16 protein-coding genes are annotated in these 19054 nt (G+C 75.8%); 4 read left to right on the plus strand and 12 right to left on the minus strand.

The features are described from left to right. Positions 1–14: 14 nt before the first annotated feature. Entirely contained in the window at positions 15–425 is a 411-nt protein-coding gene (locus ACYQBY_RS10760; RefSeq protein ID WP_459643874.1) for a globin, read from the plus strand. A 58-nt stretch (positions 426–483) separates the two neighbouring features. Here the strand turns inward: ACYQBY_RS10760 and ACYQBY_RS10765 are convergent, their stop codons facing one another. The 7 genes from ACYQBY_RS10765 to ACYQBY_RS10795 all read right to left on the minus strand — a co-directional run bounded on the left by ACYQBY_RS10765 (position 484) and on the right by ACYQBY_RS10795 (position 8643). Beyond that, positions 484–1185, minus strand: coding sequence for a class I SAM-dependent methyltransferase (locus ACYQBY_RS10765; protein ID WP_459643838.1), 702 nt, complete (start codon positions 1183–1185; stop codon positions 484–486). A 211-nt stretch (positions 1186–1396) separates the two neighbouring features. Beyond that, positions 1397–2629: an ABC transporter permease gene (locus tag ACYQBY_RS10770; RefSeq protein ID WP_459643839.1), complete on the minus strand. Its 1233-nt coding sequence runs from the start codon at positions 2627–2629 to the stop codon at positions 1397–1399. A gap of 86 nt (positions 2630–2715) precedes the next feature. Further along, positions 2716–3411, minus strand: coding sequence for an ABC transporter ATP-binding protein (locus tag ACYQBY_RS10775; RefSeq protein WP_459643840.1), 696 nt, complete (start codon positions 3409–3411; stop codon positions 2716–2718). Then, on the minus strand, positions 3412–5028 hold the full coding sequence (locus tag ACYQBY_RS10780) for an efflux RND transporter periplasmic adaptor subunit (RefSeq protein ID WP_459643841.1): 1617 nt from the start codon (positions 5026–5028) through the stop codon (positions 3412–3414). 3 nt (positions 5029–5031) lie between these two features. Next, positions 5032–5985, minus strand: coding sequence for a hypothetical protein (locus ACYQBY_RS10785; protein ID WP_459643842.1), 954 nt, complete (start codon positions 5983–5985; stop codon positions 5032–5034). Between the two features lie 387 nt (positions 5986–6372). Beyond that, positions 6373–7326, minus strand: coding sequence for a hypothetical protein (locus ACYQBY_RS10790; protein WP_459643843.1), 954 nt, complete (start codon positions 7324–7326; stop codon positions 6373–6375). A gap of 333 nt (positions 7327–7659) precedes the next feature. Beyond that, complete coding sequence (locus ACYQBY_RS10795; RefSeq protein WP_459643844.1) at positions 7660–8643, minus strand: hypothetical protein; 984 nt, start codon at positions 8641–8643, stop codon at positions 7660–7662. A 289-nt stretch (positions 8644–8932) separates the two neighbouring features. Between ACYQBY_RS10795 and ACYQBY_RS10800 the strand changes: the two genes are divergently transcribed. Continuing rightward, positions 8933–11629, plus strand: coding sequence for a cell wall-binding repeat-containing protein (locus ACYQBY_RS10800; RefSeq protein ID WP_459643845.1), 2697 nt, complete (start codon positions 8933–8935; stop codon positions 11627–11629). Between the two features lie 121 nt (positions 11630–11750). On the opposite strand, the gene ACYQBY_RS10805 is transcribed toward ACYQBY_RS10800, so the two are convergent. After that, entirely contained in the window at positions 11751–13262 is a 1512-nt protein-coding gene (locus ACYQBY_RS10805; protein ID WP_459643846.1) for a helix-turn-helix domain-containing protein, read from the minus strand. 116 nt (positions 13263–13378) lie between these two features. Here ACYQBY_RS10805 and ACYQBY_RS10810 point away from each other — a divergent pair, with 116 nt between their 5' ends. Further along, on the plus strand, positions 13379–15199 hold the full coding sequence (locus ACYQBY_RS10810) for a phosphoenolpyruvate carboxykinase (GTP) (RefSeq protein WP_459643847.1): 1821 nt from the start codon (positions 13379–13381) through the stop codon (positions 15197–15199). Between the two features lie 105 nt (positions 15200–15304). On the opposite strand, the gene ACYQBY_RS10815 is transcribed toward ACYQBY_RS10810, so the two are convergent. The 3 genes from ACYQBY_RS10815 to ACYQBY_RS10825 form a co-directional block, all read right to left on the minus strand. After that, positions 15305–15610: a winged helix-turn-helix domain-containing protein gene (locus tag ACYQBY_RS10815; protein WP_459643848.1), complete on the minus strand. Its 306-nt coding sequence runs from the start codon at positions 15608–15610 to the stop codon at positions 15305–15307. Beyond that, a complete protein-coding gene (locus ACYQBY_RS10820; RefSeq protein WP_459643849.1) occupies positions 15607–16035 on the minus strand; it encodes a hypothetical protein in 429 nt (142 codons plus the stop codon). Before ACYQBY_RS10820 ends, ACYQBY_RS10815 begins: the two co-directional genes overlap by 4 nt. Positions 16036–16116: 81 nt before the next feature. Further along, a complete protein-coding gene (locus ACYQBY_RS10825; RefSeq protein ID WP_459643850.1) occupies positions 16117–17082 on the minus strand; it encodes a zinc-binding dehydrogenase in 966 nt (321 codons plus the stop codon). Positions 17083–17183: 101 nt separating this feature from the next. Between ACYQBY_RS10825 and ACYQBY_RS10830 the strand changes: the two genes are divergently transcribed. After that, complete coding sequence (locus tag ACYQBY_RS10830) at positions 17184–18068, plus strand: acyl-CoA thioesterase (RefSeq protein WP_459643851.1); 885 nt, start codon at positions 17184–17186, stop codon at positions 18066–18068. Positions 18069–18139: 71 nt separating this feature from the next. Here ACYQBY_RS10830 and ACYQBY_RS10835 read toward each other — a convergent pair. Further along, positions 18140–19054: elongation factor 1-alpha C-terminal domain-related protein (locus ACYQBY_RS10835; RefSeq protein ID WP_459643852.1), on the minus strand; the 915-nt coding region annotated here is incomplete at its 5' end.

A 19054-nucleotide genomic window follows, 5' to 3' on the forward strand; every position in this document is an offset into this window, starting at 1 on the left:
CCCGCCCGGTGCAGATCGCCGGGCAGCCCCCCGGGCGGACCCGCACGTTCTACGACGAGGTGGGCGGCCGGGCGACGTTCGAGCGGCTGGTGGCGCGCTTCTACGAGGGCGTGGCGACCGACGAGGTGCTGCGCCCGATGTACCCGGAGGAGGACCTCGGACCCGCCGGTCCCGCCGCGACCCGGCTGCGGATGTTCCTGGAGCAGTACTGGGGCGGGCCGACGACGTACTCCGAGCAGCGGGGGCACCCGCGGCTGCGGATGCGGCACGCCGGTTTCCGGGTCGGCCCGGACGCCCGCGACCGCTGGCTGCGGCACATGCGGGCGGCGGTGGACTCCCTGGAGCTGCCGCAGGCGCAGGAGGCGGTGCTGTGGGAGTACCTGGAGCGGGCGGCGCACAGCCTGCTGAACTCCTTCGAGGACTAGGGCGCTCCGTGCGGGTCCGGTCGGCGCGTCCTCACCGGGCCGTCGCTCTGCCGGGTCCTCACGGGCCCGGGACGTCCTTGCGCAGCTCCCACAGCCCGTACCGCACGGTGTAGGAGTACTCCTCGTGCCGCCAGGCCGGCACGAACCGGTACGACCAGGGCGAGAGTCCAGCGGCGGTGGCCGCTGCCAGCTGCGCGGTGGCGTCGTAGCAGTGCATCCGCACCCCCGGCAGGCCGTCCTCGGAGAACGCGCGCGTGGAGTGACCGGTCCGGCCTGCTGCACGGTCCTCGACGACCCCCACCAGCAGTCGCGCCCCGGGCGCGCACGCGTCGGCGAGGTTCCGCAGGGTCGCGGTGAGGTCGTGGCAGAACTCCAGGCACCCCACGGCGACGACGACGTCGAAGCGCTCCCAGCTCCCCGGCAGCGGGTCGTGGAAGTCGTGCTGCTCGTAGCGGCCCCCGGGCCGCTCGACGCTCGCGACCTCGAGCATCCGCGGTGACAGGTCGACACCCGTGACGGAGACGTCCGGCGCCAGGTTCCTCGTCAGCTGTCCCGGTCCGCACCCGACGTCCAGGACCCGGCACTCGGGCGTCACGGCGCTCAGGAGGAAGTCCGCGACGAGCGGGCCGTAGAGCTGCAGGGCGCGCCACCCCGGCACGTAGTGCGGCGCGAAGTCGTCGTAGTACTCCTCGATGGCCCCCCTCGTCCCGTGGTCCGGCGCGGGGCGGGGCGGGGCACCGGGTTCCGGGTCGCCGTGCACGAGTCGGTCGCTCCCAGCTGCTCGGGTGACGCTTCGGGTGTGCCGGCGGGGAGGCGGGACCGGGGACGTCCCGACCGGGTGCCGGACGGTCCGTGGCCGGTGACCATGATGGAGCACCCGCCGGGGTGGCGCACGTGTGGTCGTGGGCCGGGGCGGCCACGGACCCGCCACGGACCCGGCCGCACCTCGCGTGGCGCGTGCCGCGTGGTGCTCAGCCCCGGAGGGCGACGACCGGTTCGATGCGCGCGGCCCGCCGGGCGGGGACGCCACCGGCCAGCACCCCGATGCCCCCGCCGAGGGCCACGCCGCCGACCGCGACGAGCGGGTCCACCACCGGCAGCCAGCCCTGCACGAGGGAGACCCCGAGCAGGGCGAGCACCCCGACCGCCGCCCCGACGAGCCCGCCCAGCAGCCCGAGGATGACCGACTCGGTCATGAACTGCCCCGAGATCTGCCGCGGTGTGGCGCCCAGCGCCCGGCGCAGCCCGATCTCGCCGGTGCGTTCCATCACCGACAGGGTGGTGACGGCGGCGATGCCGATGGCGCCGGCCAGCAGGACGACCCCGGACAGGATCAGGAAGACCACGTTGACGTCGGCCTGGACGTTCTGCGCCAGCTCCGAGCGTCCCCGCGGCGCACGGACCTCGATGCCGGCGGGTTCGTCGGGGGCCAGCGCCCGGGCCGTCTGGGCGCCCACCTGGGCGCCGGAGTTGACCACGATGCGGGCCTGCACCTCGCCCGGGGTTCCCAGCCGGAAGTCGGCGCGGGCGGTGCCGGTGGGGATGACCACGCTGTCGAGGAGCTCACCGCGGGCCTCGACGTCGCCGAAGACGCCGACGACCGCGTAGGCCAGTCCGTCGATGAAGACGGACGGTTGCGCGTCGACCCTGGTCACCCCCAGCCGGTCGGCGACCCGTTCGCCGAGGACCGCGACCCGGTCACCGCGGCTGTCGTGACCGGAGTCGAACATGCGGCCGCCGGAGACGGTGCCCTCGACGGTGTCCAGCAGCTGCGCCGAGGCGGCGAACACCCGCGGCGGGGCGACCGGCGCCTGGGACGGGTCGTTGACGGGGACCGCGGTGACCGTGGCCCCCTCCGGCAGCGTCACCTCCGCCACCACCGCCGCCTTCCGCACCCCCGCCAGGCGCTCCATCCGCGCGACGGCGTCCCACGGCAGCTCGCCGGCGGCGACGCTGCGCCCCCCTCCGGTCCGGGCCTGCTCGGCGGTGGCCACCAGCTGGGTCGCGGCGAAGGCGTTGAACTGGCGTGCCAGCTGCGCCGCGGTCGTCTGGGAGAACCCCACGGTCATCACCAGCGAGGCGACACCGATGACCGTGCCGAGCAGGGTCATCACCAGCCGCCCGGGTCGGCTGCCGAGGTCGGCGGTGGCCTCCACGAGCAGGTCGCCGGCGGAGAACCGGTCCGCCCGGGCGATGGGAGGCATCCCCGGCAGCGTGGGTGCTGCCGGGCGCCGCCACCGCCGCAGGCCCCGCCGGGCGGCCGGCGTGCCGCTCCCCGCGCCCCGCGCCCTCACCGGACCTCGCTCAGCCGGCCGTCGGCGATGTGCAGCGCGCGATCGGCCCGGGCGGCCACGTCCCGGTCGTGGGTGATGACGAGAACGGCGATGCCGTCGTCGTGCAGGTCCTCCAGCAGCGCCATGACGTCGGCGGTGGTCCTCTGGTCGAGGTTCCCGGTGGGCTCGTCGGCCAGCAGCAGGGCGGGGCGGGTGGCCACCGCGCGGGCGACGGCGACCCGCTGCCGCTCCCCACCCGACAGCGTCGTGGGGCTGAAACCGAGCCGGTGCGACATCCCGACCTTCTCCAGCGCCGCCAGCGCCCGGTCCTGACGTTCGGCGCGCGGGGTTCCGCAGTACAGCATCGGCAGCATGACGTTCTCCAGCACCGTGCGGCGCGGCATGAGGTGGAAGGACTGGAACACGAACCCGATCCGCGAGCCGCGCAGCGCCGAGCGGCTGGCCTCGTCGAGGTTCCCGGTCAGCGTGCCGGCCAGCCGGTACTCCCCGACGCTGGGCCGGTCCACCAGACCGAGGATGTTGAGCATGGTCGACTTCCCCGATCCGCTGGGCCCGACGATGGAGACGTAGTCCCCCGCGTGCACCGTGAGGTTCACCGACCTCAGCGCCTGCACCTCCGGCGGACCGGGGAAGGATCGGGTCACGTCGCGCAGTTCGACGAGCGGGGGCGCGGGTGTGTCCTGGTCCTCCACTCAGCGGCCCACCACGACGAGATCGCCCTCGGCGAGCTGCCCCCGGACCGGGCGGACCTCCACGGCCCCCTCGGCCGCGAGCCCGGTCTCGACGACGACGAGCCGGGTGACGGCGTCCTCACCCGCCCGGGGGTCGCCCTCGACGACCTCCACGCGGCTCTCGCCGCCGGGACCGGCCGACACCGCGGCGAGCGGGACCGACAGCACCGGCCCCTGGGTCGCCCCGACCGGGATGGACACCCGCACGTTCGACCCCTTGAGCTCCTCCACCTGCTGCGGGGTCAGCGGGTCGGGGACGAGGTTCACCGTCGGGCGGGCGGCACCGCCCTCACCCGGCCTCACCGCCCCGATGACCGCACGGTGCCTCCCACCGCCGGGGAGGTCGAGGAACGCCTCCCCGTCGACGGCCAGCAGCTTCGCGTCGGCCTCGGCGACCGTGCCGGTCACCTGGAGCGCCGCACCGGAGACCGTCATCGCCGGGCCCTCCAGGACCTTGCCGCGGGCGGCGGTGACCGCGTCGACCCGGCGGGGCAGGTCGGCGAGGAACAGCACCTCCCCGGCCGGCAGGTGCGGCAGCGCCTGCTCCCGCGCCTTCCCGAGGTCGGCCCGTGCCTGGCGCAGCTGCTGTTCGGCGGCCTCCAGCGCGGAGCGCTGGGCACCGGTGTCCACCGGCCGGTCCAGCTGGGCGCGGCGCAGCTGCGCCAGACCGAGCGCGTCCTGCAGGTCGGCGACCCTCACGGTGTCGACCGGCACCTCGGCGCGGGCGGCCTCCAGCTCGCGGCGGGCGCTGTTCACGGCGTTGTCGGCCTCCCGGATCTCCACGGCACCGGCGCCCCCACGGGCGCCGTCCAGCGCTGCGCGCGCCTCGCGCACCGCCTGCTCGGCGCCGCGGACGCCGTCCTGAGCGGCCCGCACCCCCTCCTCGGCGCCCTCGGGCGGTTCCGGGGCCGGGTAGCCGGCCTCGTCGTACAGGGCGGTCACGGCGTTCGCCGCGCGCGCGTCGAAGACGTCGCTCCCGGGGTTCCCCGCGTCCAGGCCGACCGCCCGCACCGCCTGCTTGAACTGCACGACGTCGGGCCCCGACACCCCCACCTGGAGGGTGCGGTAGGCGGGCAGCTGGCCGGGCAGCACGAGAACCGGACGGCCGGTGACCTCCAGGGCGACGCTGAGCCCGGTCAGCTCGGTGCCGACGGCGGGAACCCGGCCGGTCACCACCGCCGGCCCGGGAATGGCCGAGGTGTCGATGCGCACCTCCACCGAGTCGGAGTAGGCCACCTCACCGCGGATGGTGACGTCGTTGCTCAGCTCCCCGAGCTCCACGGGCACGGTGATGAGGCCCGGGGCAGGGACCTCCTCCTCGTCGGCGGCCCCGAGGACGAACCGCCCCAGCAGGAGCCCGGCCACGAGGCTCAGCGCCGCCGCGCCGGCGACGACCAGGAGAACACGGTTGCGCCGCAGGAGGACCGACGCCCGGGACGGGACCGCACCACCGCCGGGGGGAACCCTGCCGTCGTCGTCACCGTCCCCGCGGTCCAGGTGCGGGTCCGGGACGAGCTCCGCCAGCAGCGTGTCGTCGTGCTCGGAGATCCCCTGCGGCCTGCTCGAACGGAAGGGCATCGATCAGCGTCCTCGCTCTGCGTCGGCCTTCAAGGCCTCGAGTTCTGTCCTGTGGTCGTCGACGAACTGCTGCTGCTTCTCGAAGCTGACGTCCTCGAACTTCGACTTGTAGTCGGTCCTCTGCCTGCAGTCGAGGTCCGCCAGCGCCAGCTCGACCTCCTTCTTCCCGAGGGCCTCGAGCGCGGCCGGGTCGGGCTCACCGTCCGGTCCGTCCGCTCCCTGGAGCTCGCCCTGCTCGTTCCACACCGACATCTGGGCGTCCTGCTGGGCGGTGAACCCGGGGTGGCCGGCCTCCGCCATGCAGGTGGACCAGGAGGCGTCCAGCTCGGCCAGCTCGGGCCAGGTGGCCTGGTCCTCGAAGAACTTGGTGATCGCGTCGTTCAGGCCCTCGTACTCGTCCGACTCCAACGGGAACTCGCCCATGCTCTCGTGCGCGGCCTTGCCGGAGCATCCGGCGTCCTCCCAGTTCCACTCCCCCTCGCCGGACTCGAGGGCGGCCTGCTCCTCCTCCGTGGGCTCCGGCCCCGCCAGCGCCTCCCGGTAGGCGGCCTGCTCGGACTCGGGGAGGCTCGCGACGTAGGCGGCGTTGGGGTCCTCCTCCGCGGCGCTCCCCGTCTCGGCCTCCGCCTGCCCGGGCTGCTCCACCACCCCGTAGCCGTACTGGGAAACCCACTTCCTCGAGTCGAGGTCCCACGCCTCGCTGCTGTCGCCGCCCTCGGTGGCGGTGGTGTTCGGCGTGTACTCGAAACCCTGCTCCTTCATGCACTGCGCGACGATCCCCTCCGAGCGCTCGACCCGCTCGGCGAGCTGCTTCTCGCGCTCCTCCTCGCCGAGGCCACCGCCGTAGACGGAGTCGAAGTACTGCTCGAGCGGGAGCTCGCGAGCGGGCTCGGCGGTCCCGGCGGTGCCGGGCGAGCCCGAGCAGGCGGTCAGCACGCAGGCTGCGAGCAGGGGCACGGTCAGCAGTGTGTGGCGGAATCCACGACGCATCGATCTCTCCTCTGGGTTCTGCGGCCACCGTAGCGACGCGGCACCGGACCGGAGTCGCCCCGAAGGACGACCCACGTCCGACCGGGGTCCACCCCTGGTCGTAGGCGGAGAGGTTTCCCGGGAACGCCCTGCCCGGAGGCGAGAGCACCTGGCACCACCTTCGCAGCCGCACCTGCCACGGGACGCCTCGCCGGGGACCGCCCGGACCGGAAGTGCTGCCGCACAACGTGTGCGTGAGCAACCTGGCCGCCGGACGATCACCGCCGGCGTGGTTCCCCGGTGGCAACGGGCGTGATCACCGGAGCTCCTGCCCGCCTCCGGGCCGGTGCGGAACCGGCGGAGGGGGGCCGTCGGTCAGCGTCCCTGCTCCGCGTCGGCCTTCATGGCCTGCAGCTCGGTCCTGTGGTCGTCGACGAACTGCTGCTCCTTCTCGAAGGCGACCCGGTCGAACTTCTCCTCGTAGCGGGTCTCCTCGCGACAGCCGAGGTCCGCGAGCGCCAGCTCGACCTCCTCCTCGCCGAGGTCGTCGAGCGCCTCCTGGTCGACGTCGGGCGCTGCGGACAGCGCGCCCTCCTCCGCGAGGATCGACGTCTGGGCGTCCTGCTGGGCGGTGAACCCGGGATGTCCTGCGTCCGCCATGCAGTCCGACCACGCAGAGTTCGCCTCGGCCAGCTCGGGCCAGGAGGGCTGCTCCGCGTAGAAGTCGGAGATGGCCTCGCTCAGCTCCGCATGCGTGCCGGACGTCATCGGGTTCTCGCCCGTCACCTCGCCGTAGGCCTCGCCGCTGCACCCGGAGGCCGCCGGGCCGTGGTCGACGTCGCCTTCCGCGGCGGCTGCGAGCTCCTCCCCGGAGAGCGGGGAGCCGTACAGCGCCGCCTGGTAGGCGTCCCTCTCCGACTCGGAGAGGCTCTCGAGGTACTCGGCGTCGGGATCCTCCGACCGCTGCCCGGCGTCCTCCTGCCCGGGCTTCCTCACCACGGCGTAGCCGTACTGGGACACGAACTGCCGCGAGCTGAAGTCCCATACACCGGTGGAGGAGGCCGACGTGGTCGTGATGTCCGGCGTGTACTCGAAGCCCTGCTCGCGCATGCACCCGGCGATCCGCTCCTCCGCGCGCCTGCTCTCCTCGTCGAGCTTCTCCCGCTGCTCCTCCTCGCTGAGACCGCTCCCGTAGAAGGCCTGGACGTATGCGCTGAGCGGGGGCACCGGCTCGGCCCGGGACGCCTCGGGCGGGTCCGAGCAGGCCGTCAGCAGGCAGGTCGCGAGCAGAGGCGCACACAGCAGGGTGTGGCGGCTCTCACGGTGCATGATCCCTCCTCGGGGGTGCCGGTGGGCCACAGTAGCGACCGACCGATCACCGGGGTCCGCCCGGGAAGGTTTCCAACGGTGGAACGTGGTCACCGGGTTCCGCCGTCCACGTCGGACGTGGGCGTGCGGCACGGGGGACGGGAGGGCGCCGCAGGTCCGTCGGGGTGCCGGTGTCGACGAGAACTCGGTTTCCCGGGTTGACGCGGGCGCCGGCGCACGAGGTCCTCGGCAGCACCGGACGGTTCGGGGCGGTGCCGGGCGGAAGCGTCGCACCAGCGGCGTGTCGTCGCGCTCGGAGGCCGCCCGCGACCGGCCCGGGGGCGAGGGCGTCGATCAGCGTCCCTGTTCCGCGTCGGCCTTCACGGCCTCGAGCTCGGCCTTGTGGTCGTCGACGAACTGCTGCTGCTTCTCGAAGTTGACGTCGTCGAACTTCGACCTGAAGTCGGTCTTCTCGCGGCAGTCGAGGTCCACCAGCGCCAGTTCGACCTCCTCCTCCGCGAGGGCGTCGAGCGCGGCCGGGTCGGGTTCCCCGTCCGGTCCGGCAGATTCCCGCAGCGTGCTCTGCTTGTCGTAGATCGAGGCCTGGGCGTCGGTCTGTGTCGTGAACCCGGGGTGTCCTGCCTCGGTCATGCAGGTGGACCAGGCAGAGTTCAGCTCGGCCAGCTCGGGCCAGGTGGACTGTTCCTCGAAGAACTTGGTGATGGCGTCGTTCAGCCCCTTGTGCTCGTCGGACTGCAACGGGTCGTCGCCCGTGATCTCGTGGTACGCCTTGCCGCTGCACCCGCCCTGGGTCCAGTCCCACGTCTGCTCACCGGACTCGAGGGCGGCCATCTCGTCCTCGGTGGGCTGCCGTCCCGCCAGTGCCTCCTCGTAGGCGGCCCGCTCGGACTCGGAGAGGCTGGCGACGTAAGCGGCGTTGGGGTCCGCGTCCTCTGCGGCGGCTCCCGCCCCGTCCCCGCCGGGCTGGTTCACCGCGCCGTAGCCGTACTGGGCGACGAACTCCCGCGACTCGGGGTCCCACTCCTCCTCGCTGGCGGCGGACTCGCCGACGGGGGCGTCGGACGTGTACTCGAAACCCTGCTCCTTCATGCACTGCGCGATGAGCTCGTTCGAGCGCTCGATCTGCTCGTCGGCCCGCTTCTCGCGCTCCTCCTCGCTGAGGCCGCCGCCGTAGACGGCCTGGAAGTACGTCTCCAGCGCGGGCGTCCGGGTGGGCTCGGCGCTGGCGGCGGTGTCGGGCGTGCCCGAGCAGGCGGTCAGCACACAGGCTGCGAGCAGGGGGGCGGACAGCAGGATGTGGCGGGTTCCACGGCGCATGATCTCTCCTCTGGGTTCTGCCGCCAACGTAGCCACGGGGAATCCGCGTGAGGTCGCCCTGACGGACGGTCCGGGGTCCGACCGACGGTCTACAACCGGTCGCGGACGGAGGAGGCCGGGAGGAGGACCCGTTCCCCTCGCAACGGTGGGCCGGGTGACCGGGACACCGCCGCGCGGGCAGCCGGTCACCGGCCCGGGGGGCGCGTGGGCCCGGGGCGCCCACCACGCCGGGTGAGGATTGCCTGCTCCGGACGGCTCAAGGTCGGGCGCCACCTGCCGATGGGCGGGCGTGAGAGACGCCTCCCGCGCTGTCCGGACGACCGACCGCGCCCCCGCGCGCCGCTCCCGCCGGGCGGCGACCTGGCTGCTGGCCGTGGCGCTGCCCGCCGTCACCCTGCCCGGCACGGCCACCGCCGCGGCGGGCCCGTACGCCCTCGCGGTGCGCGCGGACGCCGCCTCCACCCCGCCCCTGGGCGCGCCCTCGGGTGTCGCGGTCGACGCGGAGGGCAACGTCTTCGTCGCGGACGCCGCGCGGCACGTGGTCGTCCGCATCCCCGCGGGCGGCCCGGCGCGGGTCGTGGCGGGCAACGGCACGGACGACACGGCGGCGGCCGTCGCGAACGGCAAGGCCCTGGCGGTGTCGCTGTCCGCACCGCGGGGGGTCGCGCTGGACGCGGCCGGCAACCTCTACATCGCCGACACGGGCAACCACCAGGTGCACGTGGTGCCGAAGCCCACCGACTGGGCCGACGCGGACCTGCGCGTCCTCGCCGGCACCGGCGCCCCGGGCGCGCCGCTGCCCGGCCCCGCCACCGCCTCCCCGCTGCACTCCCCCGCGGGCGTGGCGGTCGGGCGCGACGGTGCGGGCAGCGCCCTCTTCATCGCCGACACCGGCAACCACCAGGTGGAGAAGGTCGCCGGGGCGGGCCTGACGACGCTGTCCGTGGTGGCCGGCACCGGCCGCGCCGACGCACCGCTGCCCGGTGTCGCCACGGCCTCCCCGCTGAACTCCCCCTCCGGCGTCGCGGTCGACCTCCACGGCAACCTGTTCGTCGCCGACCGGGGCAACCACCGGGTGGAGAAGGTCACCCCCGCCGGTGTGCTGTCGGTCGCGGCCGGGACCGGCACGGCCGGTGCCCCGGTGCCCGGGCCCGCGACGTCCTCGCCGCTGCGCTCCCCCTCCGGCGTGGCCGTCGACCCCGCGGGGAACCTGCTCGTCGCGGACTCGGGCAACGCCCGCGTGGAGGCGGTGGACGCCGCCGGGACGCTGTCGACCGTTGCGGGCACCGGCACCGCCGGGCCCGCCACCGCGGGCGGTGCGACCGCCTCCGCGCTGACCGCGCCGTCGGCGCTCGCCGTCGACGCCCGCGAGCACGTCTGGGTGGCGGACCCGGGGGCGGGGCAGCTCAGCGAGCTCACGCCGACCACGGCCCCCTCGGCGCCGGCGGTCACCTCACCCGCCCCGGCGCCGGCGGCCGTGGGCCGGCCGTGGAGCCACACCTTCACCGCCCGGGGGTTCCCCACCCCGACGTGGTCCGCGGTGGACGCGCTGCCGCCGTGGCTGACGCTGGACACGCGCACCGGCGTGCTGTCCGGCACGCCCACGGCGAAGGCCACCGTCTCGGTGCGGGTGCGCGCCACGAACCCCGCCGGCCACGACGACCAGGTGGTCGCCCTCACCGCCGGCGCCAGGCCCCCGGCCCCCTCCAAGGTGACGGCGACCTCGACGGGCGGGGACGTGACGCTCACCTGGACCGCGCCCACGGCGCCGGGCGACGCCCCGGTCAGCGGGTACGTCGTCGTGCCCTCCCGCGACGGGGTGGCCGGCAAGCCCGTGGAGTTCTCCTCCACCGCCACCACGCAGGTCCTGACCGGCCTCGCCAGCGGCTCGTACACCTTCACGGTCGCGGCGGTGAACTCCTTCGGCACGGGGGAGGCCTCCGCGGCGAGCACCCCGGCGGTGGCGGTGGCGGGCGGCGCCGGGGTCGTGGCGCCCGCGGCGGGCGTGCACCGCTTCGACGGGCCGGACCGCATCGCCACCTCGGTGCGGGTGTCGCGGACCCTGTTCCCCGACCGCTCGGCGCGCGCGGTGGTGGTCTCCACCTCCGGCACCTACGCCGACGCGCTCGGCGGGGCGCGGCTGGCCTCGGCGGCCAGCGCCCCGCTGCTGCTCACCGGCGGCGCCACCCTCGGCGCGGACGTCGCCGCGGAGGTGAAGCGGGTGCTGGCCGACGGCGGGACGGTCCACGTCCTGGGCGGGCCGGGCGCGGTGTCCCCCGGCGTGGAGACCGCGCTGAAGGGGCTGTCCGCCACCTACCAGGTCAAGCGCCTCGCCGGCGCGGACCGCTACGCCACGGCGGTCGCGGTCGCCGAGGCGGTGCGGGCCCAGCAGGGCGCCGCGCAGCGCGCGGCCGCGCCGGTGTACCTGGCCAGCGGCGTGAACTTCCCCGACGGTCTGGCCGTCTCGGCGCTCGCGGCCCGCACGGGTGGCGTGGTGCTGCTGACCAACGGCCCGGTGCTGCCGGCCGCGACGAAGGCGTTCCTCGCCCAGCAGGACCCGGCGGGTACCCGCACGGTGCCGGTCGGTGGCCCCGCGCTCGCCGCGGCCCGGCAGCTGCCCGCCGGTGCGGCCGCGGCCGCCGCGGCCCAGGCCGTCACGGGCACCGACCGCTACGACACCGCGCGCCTCGTCGCGGCGAGGTTCGCCGCGACCGAGGGGGGCGCGGCCGCGGCCCCCGTGCAGGTGGTGGGCCTGGCCACCGGTGAGAACTGGCCGGACGCCCTCGTCGGCTCGGCCGCGATGGGCAACCTCGCCGGGCCGCTGCTGCTGACCCGGGGGCAGCTGTTCTCCCCCGCGGCCAAGGACGCCGTCACGGCCCTGGCCAAGGGCGGCAAGCTCGCCACGGGCGTCGTCTTCGGCGGCCGGGACGTCGTGACCGAGGCGACCGCCACCGCCTTCGACGACGTGGTGCCCGCCGCGAGGTGAGGCCCGCCCCTCCGGGGGCACGACCCGGGCGGGGACGTTCGGAGGGGAAACACCGGCGCGTCGCGCGCGGGACGTCCCCGCCACACCGGGGCACGCACCCGGGCCGGGGACCCCTGGGAGCTCACTCCTGGGGGGCGTGCCTGGCGAGGAAGGCGTACACCTCCGCGTCGTCCACGCCGGGGAAGGTCCCCGCGGGCAGCGGCGCGAGCACCTGGGCGTGCAGGGCGGCGCTGGGCCAGGCGCGCCCCGCCCACTGCTCCTCCAGCTCCCGCGCCGGCCGGCGGCAGCAGGAGCCGTCGGGGCAGCGGGAGGCCTGCCGCACGGCGGTGTCCCGGCCGCGGAACCACTTCGCGTGCGCGTACGGAACCCCGACGGTGATGGAGAACTGCCCCGCCGTCTGGGTGCCCGTCTGGCTGGAGCACCAGTACGTGCCCGCCGGGGTGTCGGTGTACTGGTAGTTCTCCGTCGTGCGGTCCTGCAGCCCGAACACGGTGCGCGCCGTCCAGCGCCGGCACACCGGCTGTCCCTCGATCGCGCCGGTGGCGTCCTGCACGAACGGCACGCCGTCGTTCTCGTAGCCGCGGTACAGCGCCCCGTCCTCCCCGACGCGCAGGAAGTGCACAGGGATGCCGAGGTGGGAGGTGGCGAGGTTCGTCAGGCGGTGCGCGGCGGCCTCGTGGGTGACGCCGAACGCGTCGCGGAAGTCCTCCACGGCCAGGTCGCGGGCGTTCTTGGCCGCCGCGAGGTACTCCACGGCCACCCCGCGGGGCATGAGGCAGCACGCCGCGAAGTAGTTGATCTCCAGGCGCTGGCGGAGGAAGTCCGCGTAGCTCGCGGGGTGCTCGTGGCCCAGGACGCGGTGCGCGATCGCCTGCAGCGCCAGGGAGCGCAGGCCGTGCCCGCCGGGGATCGAGGCCGGCGGCAGGTAGATGCGCCCGTGGGCGAGGTCGGTGACCGTGCGGGTGGAGTGCGGCAGGTCGTCGACGTGGATGATGCGGAAACCCAGCAGCTCCGCCATGCGCGCCACCGTGCGGTGGGTGAGGGCGCCGACGGTGTACCCGGCCTCGCGGACCATCGACTCCGCCAGCTCCTCCAGCTCCGGCAGGTGGTTGTCCACCGTGCGCATGACCAGGCGGATCTCCGTGTTGGCGCGGCGGGCCTCCTCGGGCGTGGCGTGGGAGGCGTCGTGCCGCCGGGCCAGCTCGGTGTGCAGGGCGACGAGCTGCTCGAGGGCGTCCAGCGGGAGGTTGCGCCCGGGGCGCACGGGCCGGATGCCGAGGGTGGCGAACAGAGGGCTGCGCTGGGCGCGGTCCAGCTCGATCTCCAGGGCGATGCGCCGGTCGGGGGGCGGCTCGGGCGCCACGAGGTCGGCCACGGGGACGCCCAGGGCGCCGGCGAGGGCGGTGAGCAGGGACAGCCGGGGCTCGCGCCGGGCGTTCTCGACGAGGGAGAGCTGGCTGGGGGTGGCGCCGGCGCGCTCGCCGAGCTCGGCGAGGGTGAGGCCGCGCTGGGTGCGGTAGTGCCGGATGCGCCGGCCGAGGGTGACGGGGTCGACCGCCTCGGCGGCGGGTGCGGCGGGGCGCTCGTGGGCCGCCCCGATGTGCTCGAGCGCTGCGACGTGGACCCGGGCCATGGGGATTGACGGTAGCGAAAAAACGGCGGTTCTTGCACGCGTCCATCCCTTGAACAGCCGGGGACAGGCCCGGAGGATCGGGCCGCTGACCGGTCGTCGACGCTCGGAGGACCTCCATGACCGCCACCACCGCCCTGCCGGCCGACCCGGGGCTGCCGTGCGCGCCCACGTCGAACGGGCGGCTGCTCGCCTGGGTCGCGCGCACCGCCGCGCTGACGGGGCCGGAGCGCGTGGTGTGGTGCGACGGCTCGGAGGAGGAGTGGCGGCGGCTGACCTCGGAGATGGTCGCGGCGGGCACGCTCGTGCGCCTGGACCCCTCGCGGCGGCCGAACAGCTTCCTCGCGCGCACCGCGCCGCACGACGCCACGGCGGCCGTGGAGCGCACGTTCACCGCCTGCCACCGCCGCGAGGACGCCGGGCCGGGCGCGAGGTGGCGCGAGCCCACCGCGCTGCGGGAGGAGCTGGAGGCCCTCTTCGAGGGGTGCATGCGCGGGCGCACGATGTACGTGGTGCCCTTCTGCCTCGGGCAGCCGGGCGGGCCGGCACCGCTGGTGGGCGTGCAGGTCACCGACTCCCCCTACGTCGTGGCGGTGCTGAGCCGGCTGGCGTGGACGGGCCGGGTCGCCCTCGACCTCCTGGGCGACGGCGCGTCGTTCGTGCAGGTGGTGCACAGCGTCGGCTTCCCGCTGGTCGACGTTCTCGGGCGGGCGCGGCCCGACGTGCCGTGGCCCTCCAGCGAGCTGAAGTACGTCGCCACCTTCCCCGAGACGCGGCAGGTGTGGTCGTACGGCTCGGCCCACCGCGACAACGCCGTGCCGGCCGGGGCGGACAGCGGACTGCGGCTGGCCTCGGCGGCGGGTCGTGAGGGCGGCTGGCTGGCCGAGCGGATGACGCTGCTGCGCGTCACGTCACCGGAGGGCAGGGCCTTCCACGTCGGCGCGGTGCTGGCCTCCGGCGGGGGTTCCGGGCCGGCGTCGCTGCGCGCGCCGCTGCCGGGCTGGCAGGTGGAGACCCTGGGCGGCTCCGTCGCCGCGCTGCGCCCGGGGCCGGACGGGCGGCTGCGCGCGTCGAGCCCGGACGCGGGGTTCTCGGGCACGGCGCCGGGGACGGCGGGCGGTGCGGCGGCGGCGGACGCGCTGCGCGCGGACGCCCTGTTCACGAACGTCGCCCTCACCGACGACGGCGACGTGTGGTGGGAGGGCCTGACGGCCGAGCCGCCGGCGCACCTCGTGGACTGGCGGGGCGCGGACTGGGCGCCGGGCTCGCCGGCACCGGCCGCGCACCCGGCGGGCTCGTTCGTGGTCCCCGCGACGCGCTGCTCCTCGCTCGCGCTGGACTGGGACGACCCGGCGGGTTTCCCGCTGGACGCGGTGGTGGTGGGCGGGCGCCGCGCCGGGGGGACGCCGCTGGTGGCGGAGGCCTTCCACACCGACCACGGGGTGTTCCTCGCGGCGACGGCGGCGACGGAGGACACCTGCGGGGCGCTGCGCCGGGAGCCGTTCGCGCTGCCGGCCTCTGCGGGCCACCACGCGGGCGAGCACACCGCGCACTGGCTGGAGGTTCTGCGCGGCCTGCCGGCGGAGGGCCGCCCGCGGGTGTTCGCCGTGAACTGGGCCGCCCGCGGTGGGGACGGCGGCGGGTCCTGGCCGGGGGCCGCGGAGAACGTGCGGGTGCTGGCGTGGGTGTGCCGGCGCCTGGAGGGGACGGGGGCGGCGACGGTGTCCCCGGTCGGCTGGGTGCCCACACCGCGGGCGCTGGACGTGTCGGGCCTGGACCTGCCCGCGGGTGCCCTGGAGCGGCTGCTGGAGGTGGACGTGGCCGCCTGGCGGGCGGAGTGCGACGCGGTGGAGGAGTGGTTCGACCTGCTCGGGGAGCGCCTGCCGGTGCAGATGCGCGACCAGCTGGAGGCGTTGCGCCGCAGGCTGGCAGCGGCCTGAGCCGCCGCCCGCGCGGCCCGTCGCGGGCTGCGGGTCGTCAGCGGGGGGCGCCGGCGAGCCGGGTGAGCAGTTCGTCCTGCGCCTGACGCGGCGCACCGGGAGGGGTCAGCCCTCCCCGGCGATCTCGCGCAGCACCGTCAGGTGCCGGGAGAAGGCGGCCCGCCCGTCGGGCGTCAGGCGCAGCCAGGTGCGCGGCCTGCGCCCGACGGACCCCTTCCGCACGTGCACGTACCCGGCCTCCTCCAGCACCGTGACCTGCTTGCTGAGGACGGAGTCGCTGACCTCGACGGTGTCGCGCACCCAGGAGAACTCCGCCTCCTCGGCCGCCGCGAGCGCCGCCAGCACGGAGAAGCGCACGGGCTGGTGGACGACCTCGTCGAGCCGGTGGCGGGCGTGCTGCCCGGCGGTCACGGGCGCAGCTCGCCGCGGGCACCGAGGGCGAGGGGCAGGGCGACGAGGGCGCCGGCGAGGGGCCAGTAGGCGAGGACGCCGGGCAGCAGGGTCAGCCCGGCGGTGAGGCCGAGGGCGAACAGCACGCCCCAGGTGACGACGGAGGCGACCCAGCGGCGGCTGAAGCCGACCCTGCTGACGCGGGAGGCGGGCAGGAGGGAGGCGGTGAGCCCGAGGACGACGACGAGGAAGACCCCGGAGAGGAGCAGGCCCTCGGTCTCGTCGGTGCCGGCCAGGCCGACGCCGGTGAAGTAGAGCAGGTTCGCGGCGGCCATGCCGGTGAGCCAGCAGGCGGGCAGGGCGGAGGCACCGGCACGGGTGGTGCGGGCGGTCAGCTCGGCCTTGTGCAGCAGGACACCGGCCTCGGACGGGGTGGGGATGCTCACGACGACCTCCTGGACCGTGGTTGGTGCGACTATCTCACCAACTACTTTCCAGAACGTCAAGTGCTTGCCGTCACCTCATCGTCATGTGGTGACGACGACCTTGCCCCGGGCCCGCCCGCTCTCCAGCCGCGCGAAGGCCGCGTGCGCGTCGGGCAGCGCGTACGCCGAGTCCACCACCGGGGCCAGCTCCTGCAGCTCGCAGAACGCCACGAGCTTGCGGAACTCCTCCAGCGTCCCCATCGTCGAGCCGAGCACGCGCAGCTGCCGGAAGAAGACCTGCTCCAGGTCCGCCGGCGGGTCCCCACCCGTCGTCGCCCCCGACACCACCACGGTGCCGCCGGGTCGCAGGGAGCGCAGCGAGTGCCGCCACGTGGCGCGGCCCACCGTCTCCATCACCGCGTCGACCCGCTCCGGCAGCCGCTCCCCCGCCGCGAACCCGCGCTCGGCGCCCCACTCCACGGCCTGCTGCACGCGCTCGGGGTCGCGGCCGGTCACCCAGACCCGCAGGCCGGCCGCCGCGCCGAGCGCCACCAGCGCGCTGGAGACCCCACCGGCGGCGCCCTGCACCAGCACCGTCTGCCCGGGGACGACCTGCGCCTGGGTGAAGAGCATCCGGTACGCCGTCAGCCACGCCGTGCCCATCGAGGCCGCACGCTCGAAGCTCCACCCCGCGGGCTTGGGCACGAGGTTGCGGGCGGGGACGGCGACCTCCTCCGCCAGCGTCCCCGGGTGCAGCTCCGACAGCAGCGTGCGCGCGGGGTCCAGCGTCTCGTCGCCGCGCCAGTCCGGGGAGGAGATCACCGCGTGCACGAGCACCTCCCGCCCGTCGTCGGTGACCCCGGCCGCGTCGCAGCCCAGCACCATGGGCAGCCGGTCCGCGGGCAGGCCCACCCCGCGCAGGCTCCACAGGTCGTGGTGGTTCAGCGCGGCGGCGCGCACCCGCACGCGCACCCATCCCGGCGGCACCTGCGGCGGCGGGCCGTCCGCGACCTCGAGGCCGGAGAGCGGGTCGGTCTCGGACTGGCGGACTGCGCGGGCGGCGAGCACGCGCTGACCGTAACGGAGCGCCGCCGGGCTGGTCACGCACCGGGAGGCGCACGTCCGGGGCCCGCGGCGACCGCGGCGGGCCGGCGGGTAGCGTCACGACCATGGCTCCCGCGCCCGGTGACACCGCACCCGACCCGAGGCTGGAGCGGCTGACGGCCATGATGGACCTGCGGCCGGACCCGGCGCGGCCGGACGTCTTCGCCGCCTCGAACCTGCCGCAGCCGCACGGGCGGATCTTCGGCGGGCAGGTCGTCGGGCAGGTCGCCCTGGCCGCGGGCCGGACGGTGCCCGAGGGCCGCGCGCTGCACTCGCTGCACGGGTACTTCCTGCGCCCCGGCGACATCGGCGTGCCGCTGGAGCTGGCGGTGGAGCGGCTGCGGGACGGCCGCTCCTTCAGCGCGCGGCGCGTGCAGGCCTTCCAGTCCGGCACCCCGATCTTCTCCATGATCGCCTCGTTCCAGGAGCCCGCGGAGGGGCTGGAGCACGCCGAGGAGATGCCGGACGTGCCCGGGCCGGAGGGGCTGCCCTCCGACCAGGACCTCCTCGGCGGGATCGACCACCCGATGGCCGCGGCGTGGCGGGAGGGGCGGCCGCTGGAGGTGCGCCACGTCCTGGCCCCGCCGTACCTGCCCGCGCCGCCGGCGGAGGCCGGGGAGGAGCGGGCGGTGTGGCTGCGGGCGACGGGGCCGCTGCCCGACGACGACCTGCTGCACCGCAGCCTGCTGGGTTTCGCCTCGGACTACGTGCTCTTCGACGCGGTGCTGCGCCGGCACGGGCTCGTCTGGGCGACCCGCGGCATGACCGTGGCGAGCCTGGACCACGCGGTGTGGTGGCACCGCCCGGCCCGCTTCGACGACTGGCTGCTGTACGTGGTGCGCACCCCCACGGCGACGGGTGCACGCAGCCTGATGACGGGCCGCTTCTTCACCGCCGACGGCGCGCACGTGGCGACCGTGGCGCAGGAGGGCATGATCCGGGTGCCGTGAGGGGCGCCCCGGGACCGCGCCGCCGGGACCGCGCCCGCGCCACCGGGGCGCGGGCACGGTCCCGGCGCGGCTCAGGCCTGCGGGTGCCGCAGCAGCGGGTGCCCGTCCAGCGCGGCGAGGACCCGCGCGGCGGTCTCGTCGGGGTTGCCGGCGACCGGCGCCACGTGCACGTCGGCGCTGCGGTCCTCCACGGCCCCTCCGCGCGCGTCGCCGAGGTCGACGACCGCGCAGGGCAGGCCGGCGGCGGTGTGCAGGGCGCGCACCGCCCCCGGCTCCCCGGCGGCGGCGACGGCGACCGTGCCGGCGTCGGCGAACAGGCGGGCGAGGTGCGCCAGGCGCCGGGTGCGCTCGATCCGGTCCCCGGGTGCGTCGGTGAGGTCCGAGCACAGCCCCTGCTGCACGGCCGGGGAGTCCACCACGTACGCGGCGCGCCCCTGCGCGAGCAGGGCACGCTCCAGAGCGGCGGCGAGGGCGGCGCCCTCCGGGGCGGGCAGCCCCGTCAGCCACAGCGAGCCGCCGCGCTGACCGGTGGCGGCGGCGCGGCGGTCGCGCCCGACCGCGGAGGGGTGCCAGACGGCGTCGGCCGCGGCCGCGGCCACGTGGGCCGCGTCCCGCGCCTGCAGGACGGTCCCGGCGCCGACGGTGTCGTTGCCGTGCTCGTCGACGAGGATGAACGCCCCCGTCTCGCGGTTCTTCGCGTACGGGTCGGCGAGCACCACGGAGCTGGTGCGCAGCGTGAGGGTGCCGATGTCGTTCAGCGCCAGCTCCGCCGGGTCCGCGGAGGTGTCGAGCGTCTCGGGGTCGAGCCGGTCGGCGATGCGCTGGACGATGGCGCGCACCGTGCGGGTGGTGTGCTTCAGGGCCACCCGGTCGCCCACGCGCAGCGGGGTCCCGCTCATCCAGCAGACGCTGGCGACGAGCTCACGCGCCTGCACGGGCTGGTCTCCGGGGCTCACGATCAGGTCCCCCCGGCCGACGTCGAGGTC

Source organism: Kineococcus anabasis (genome assembly GCF_054590795.1).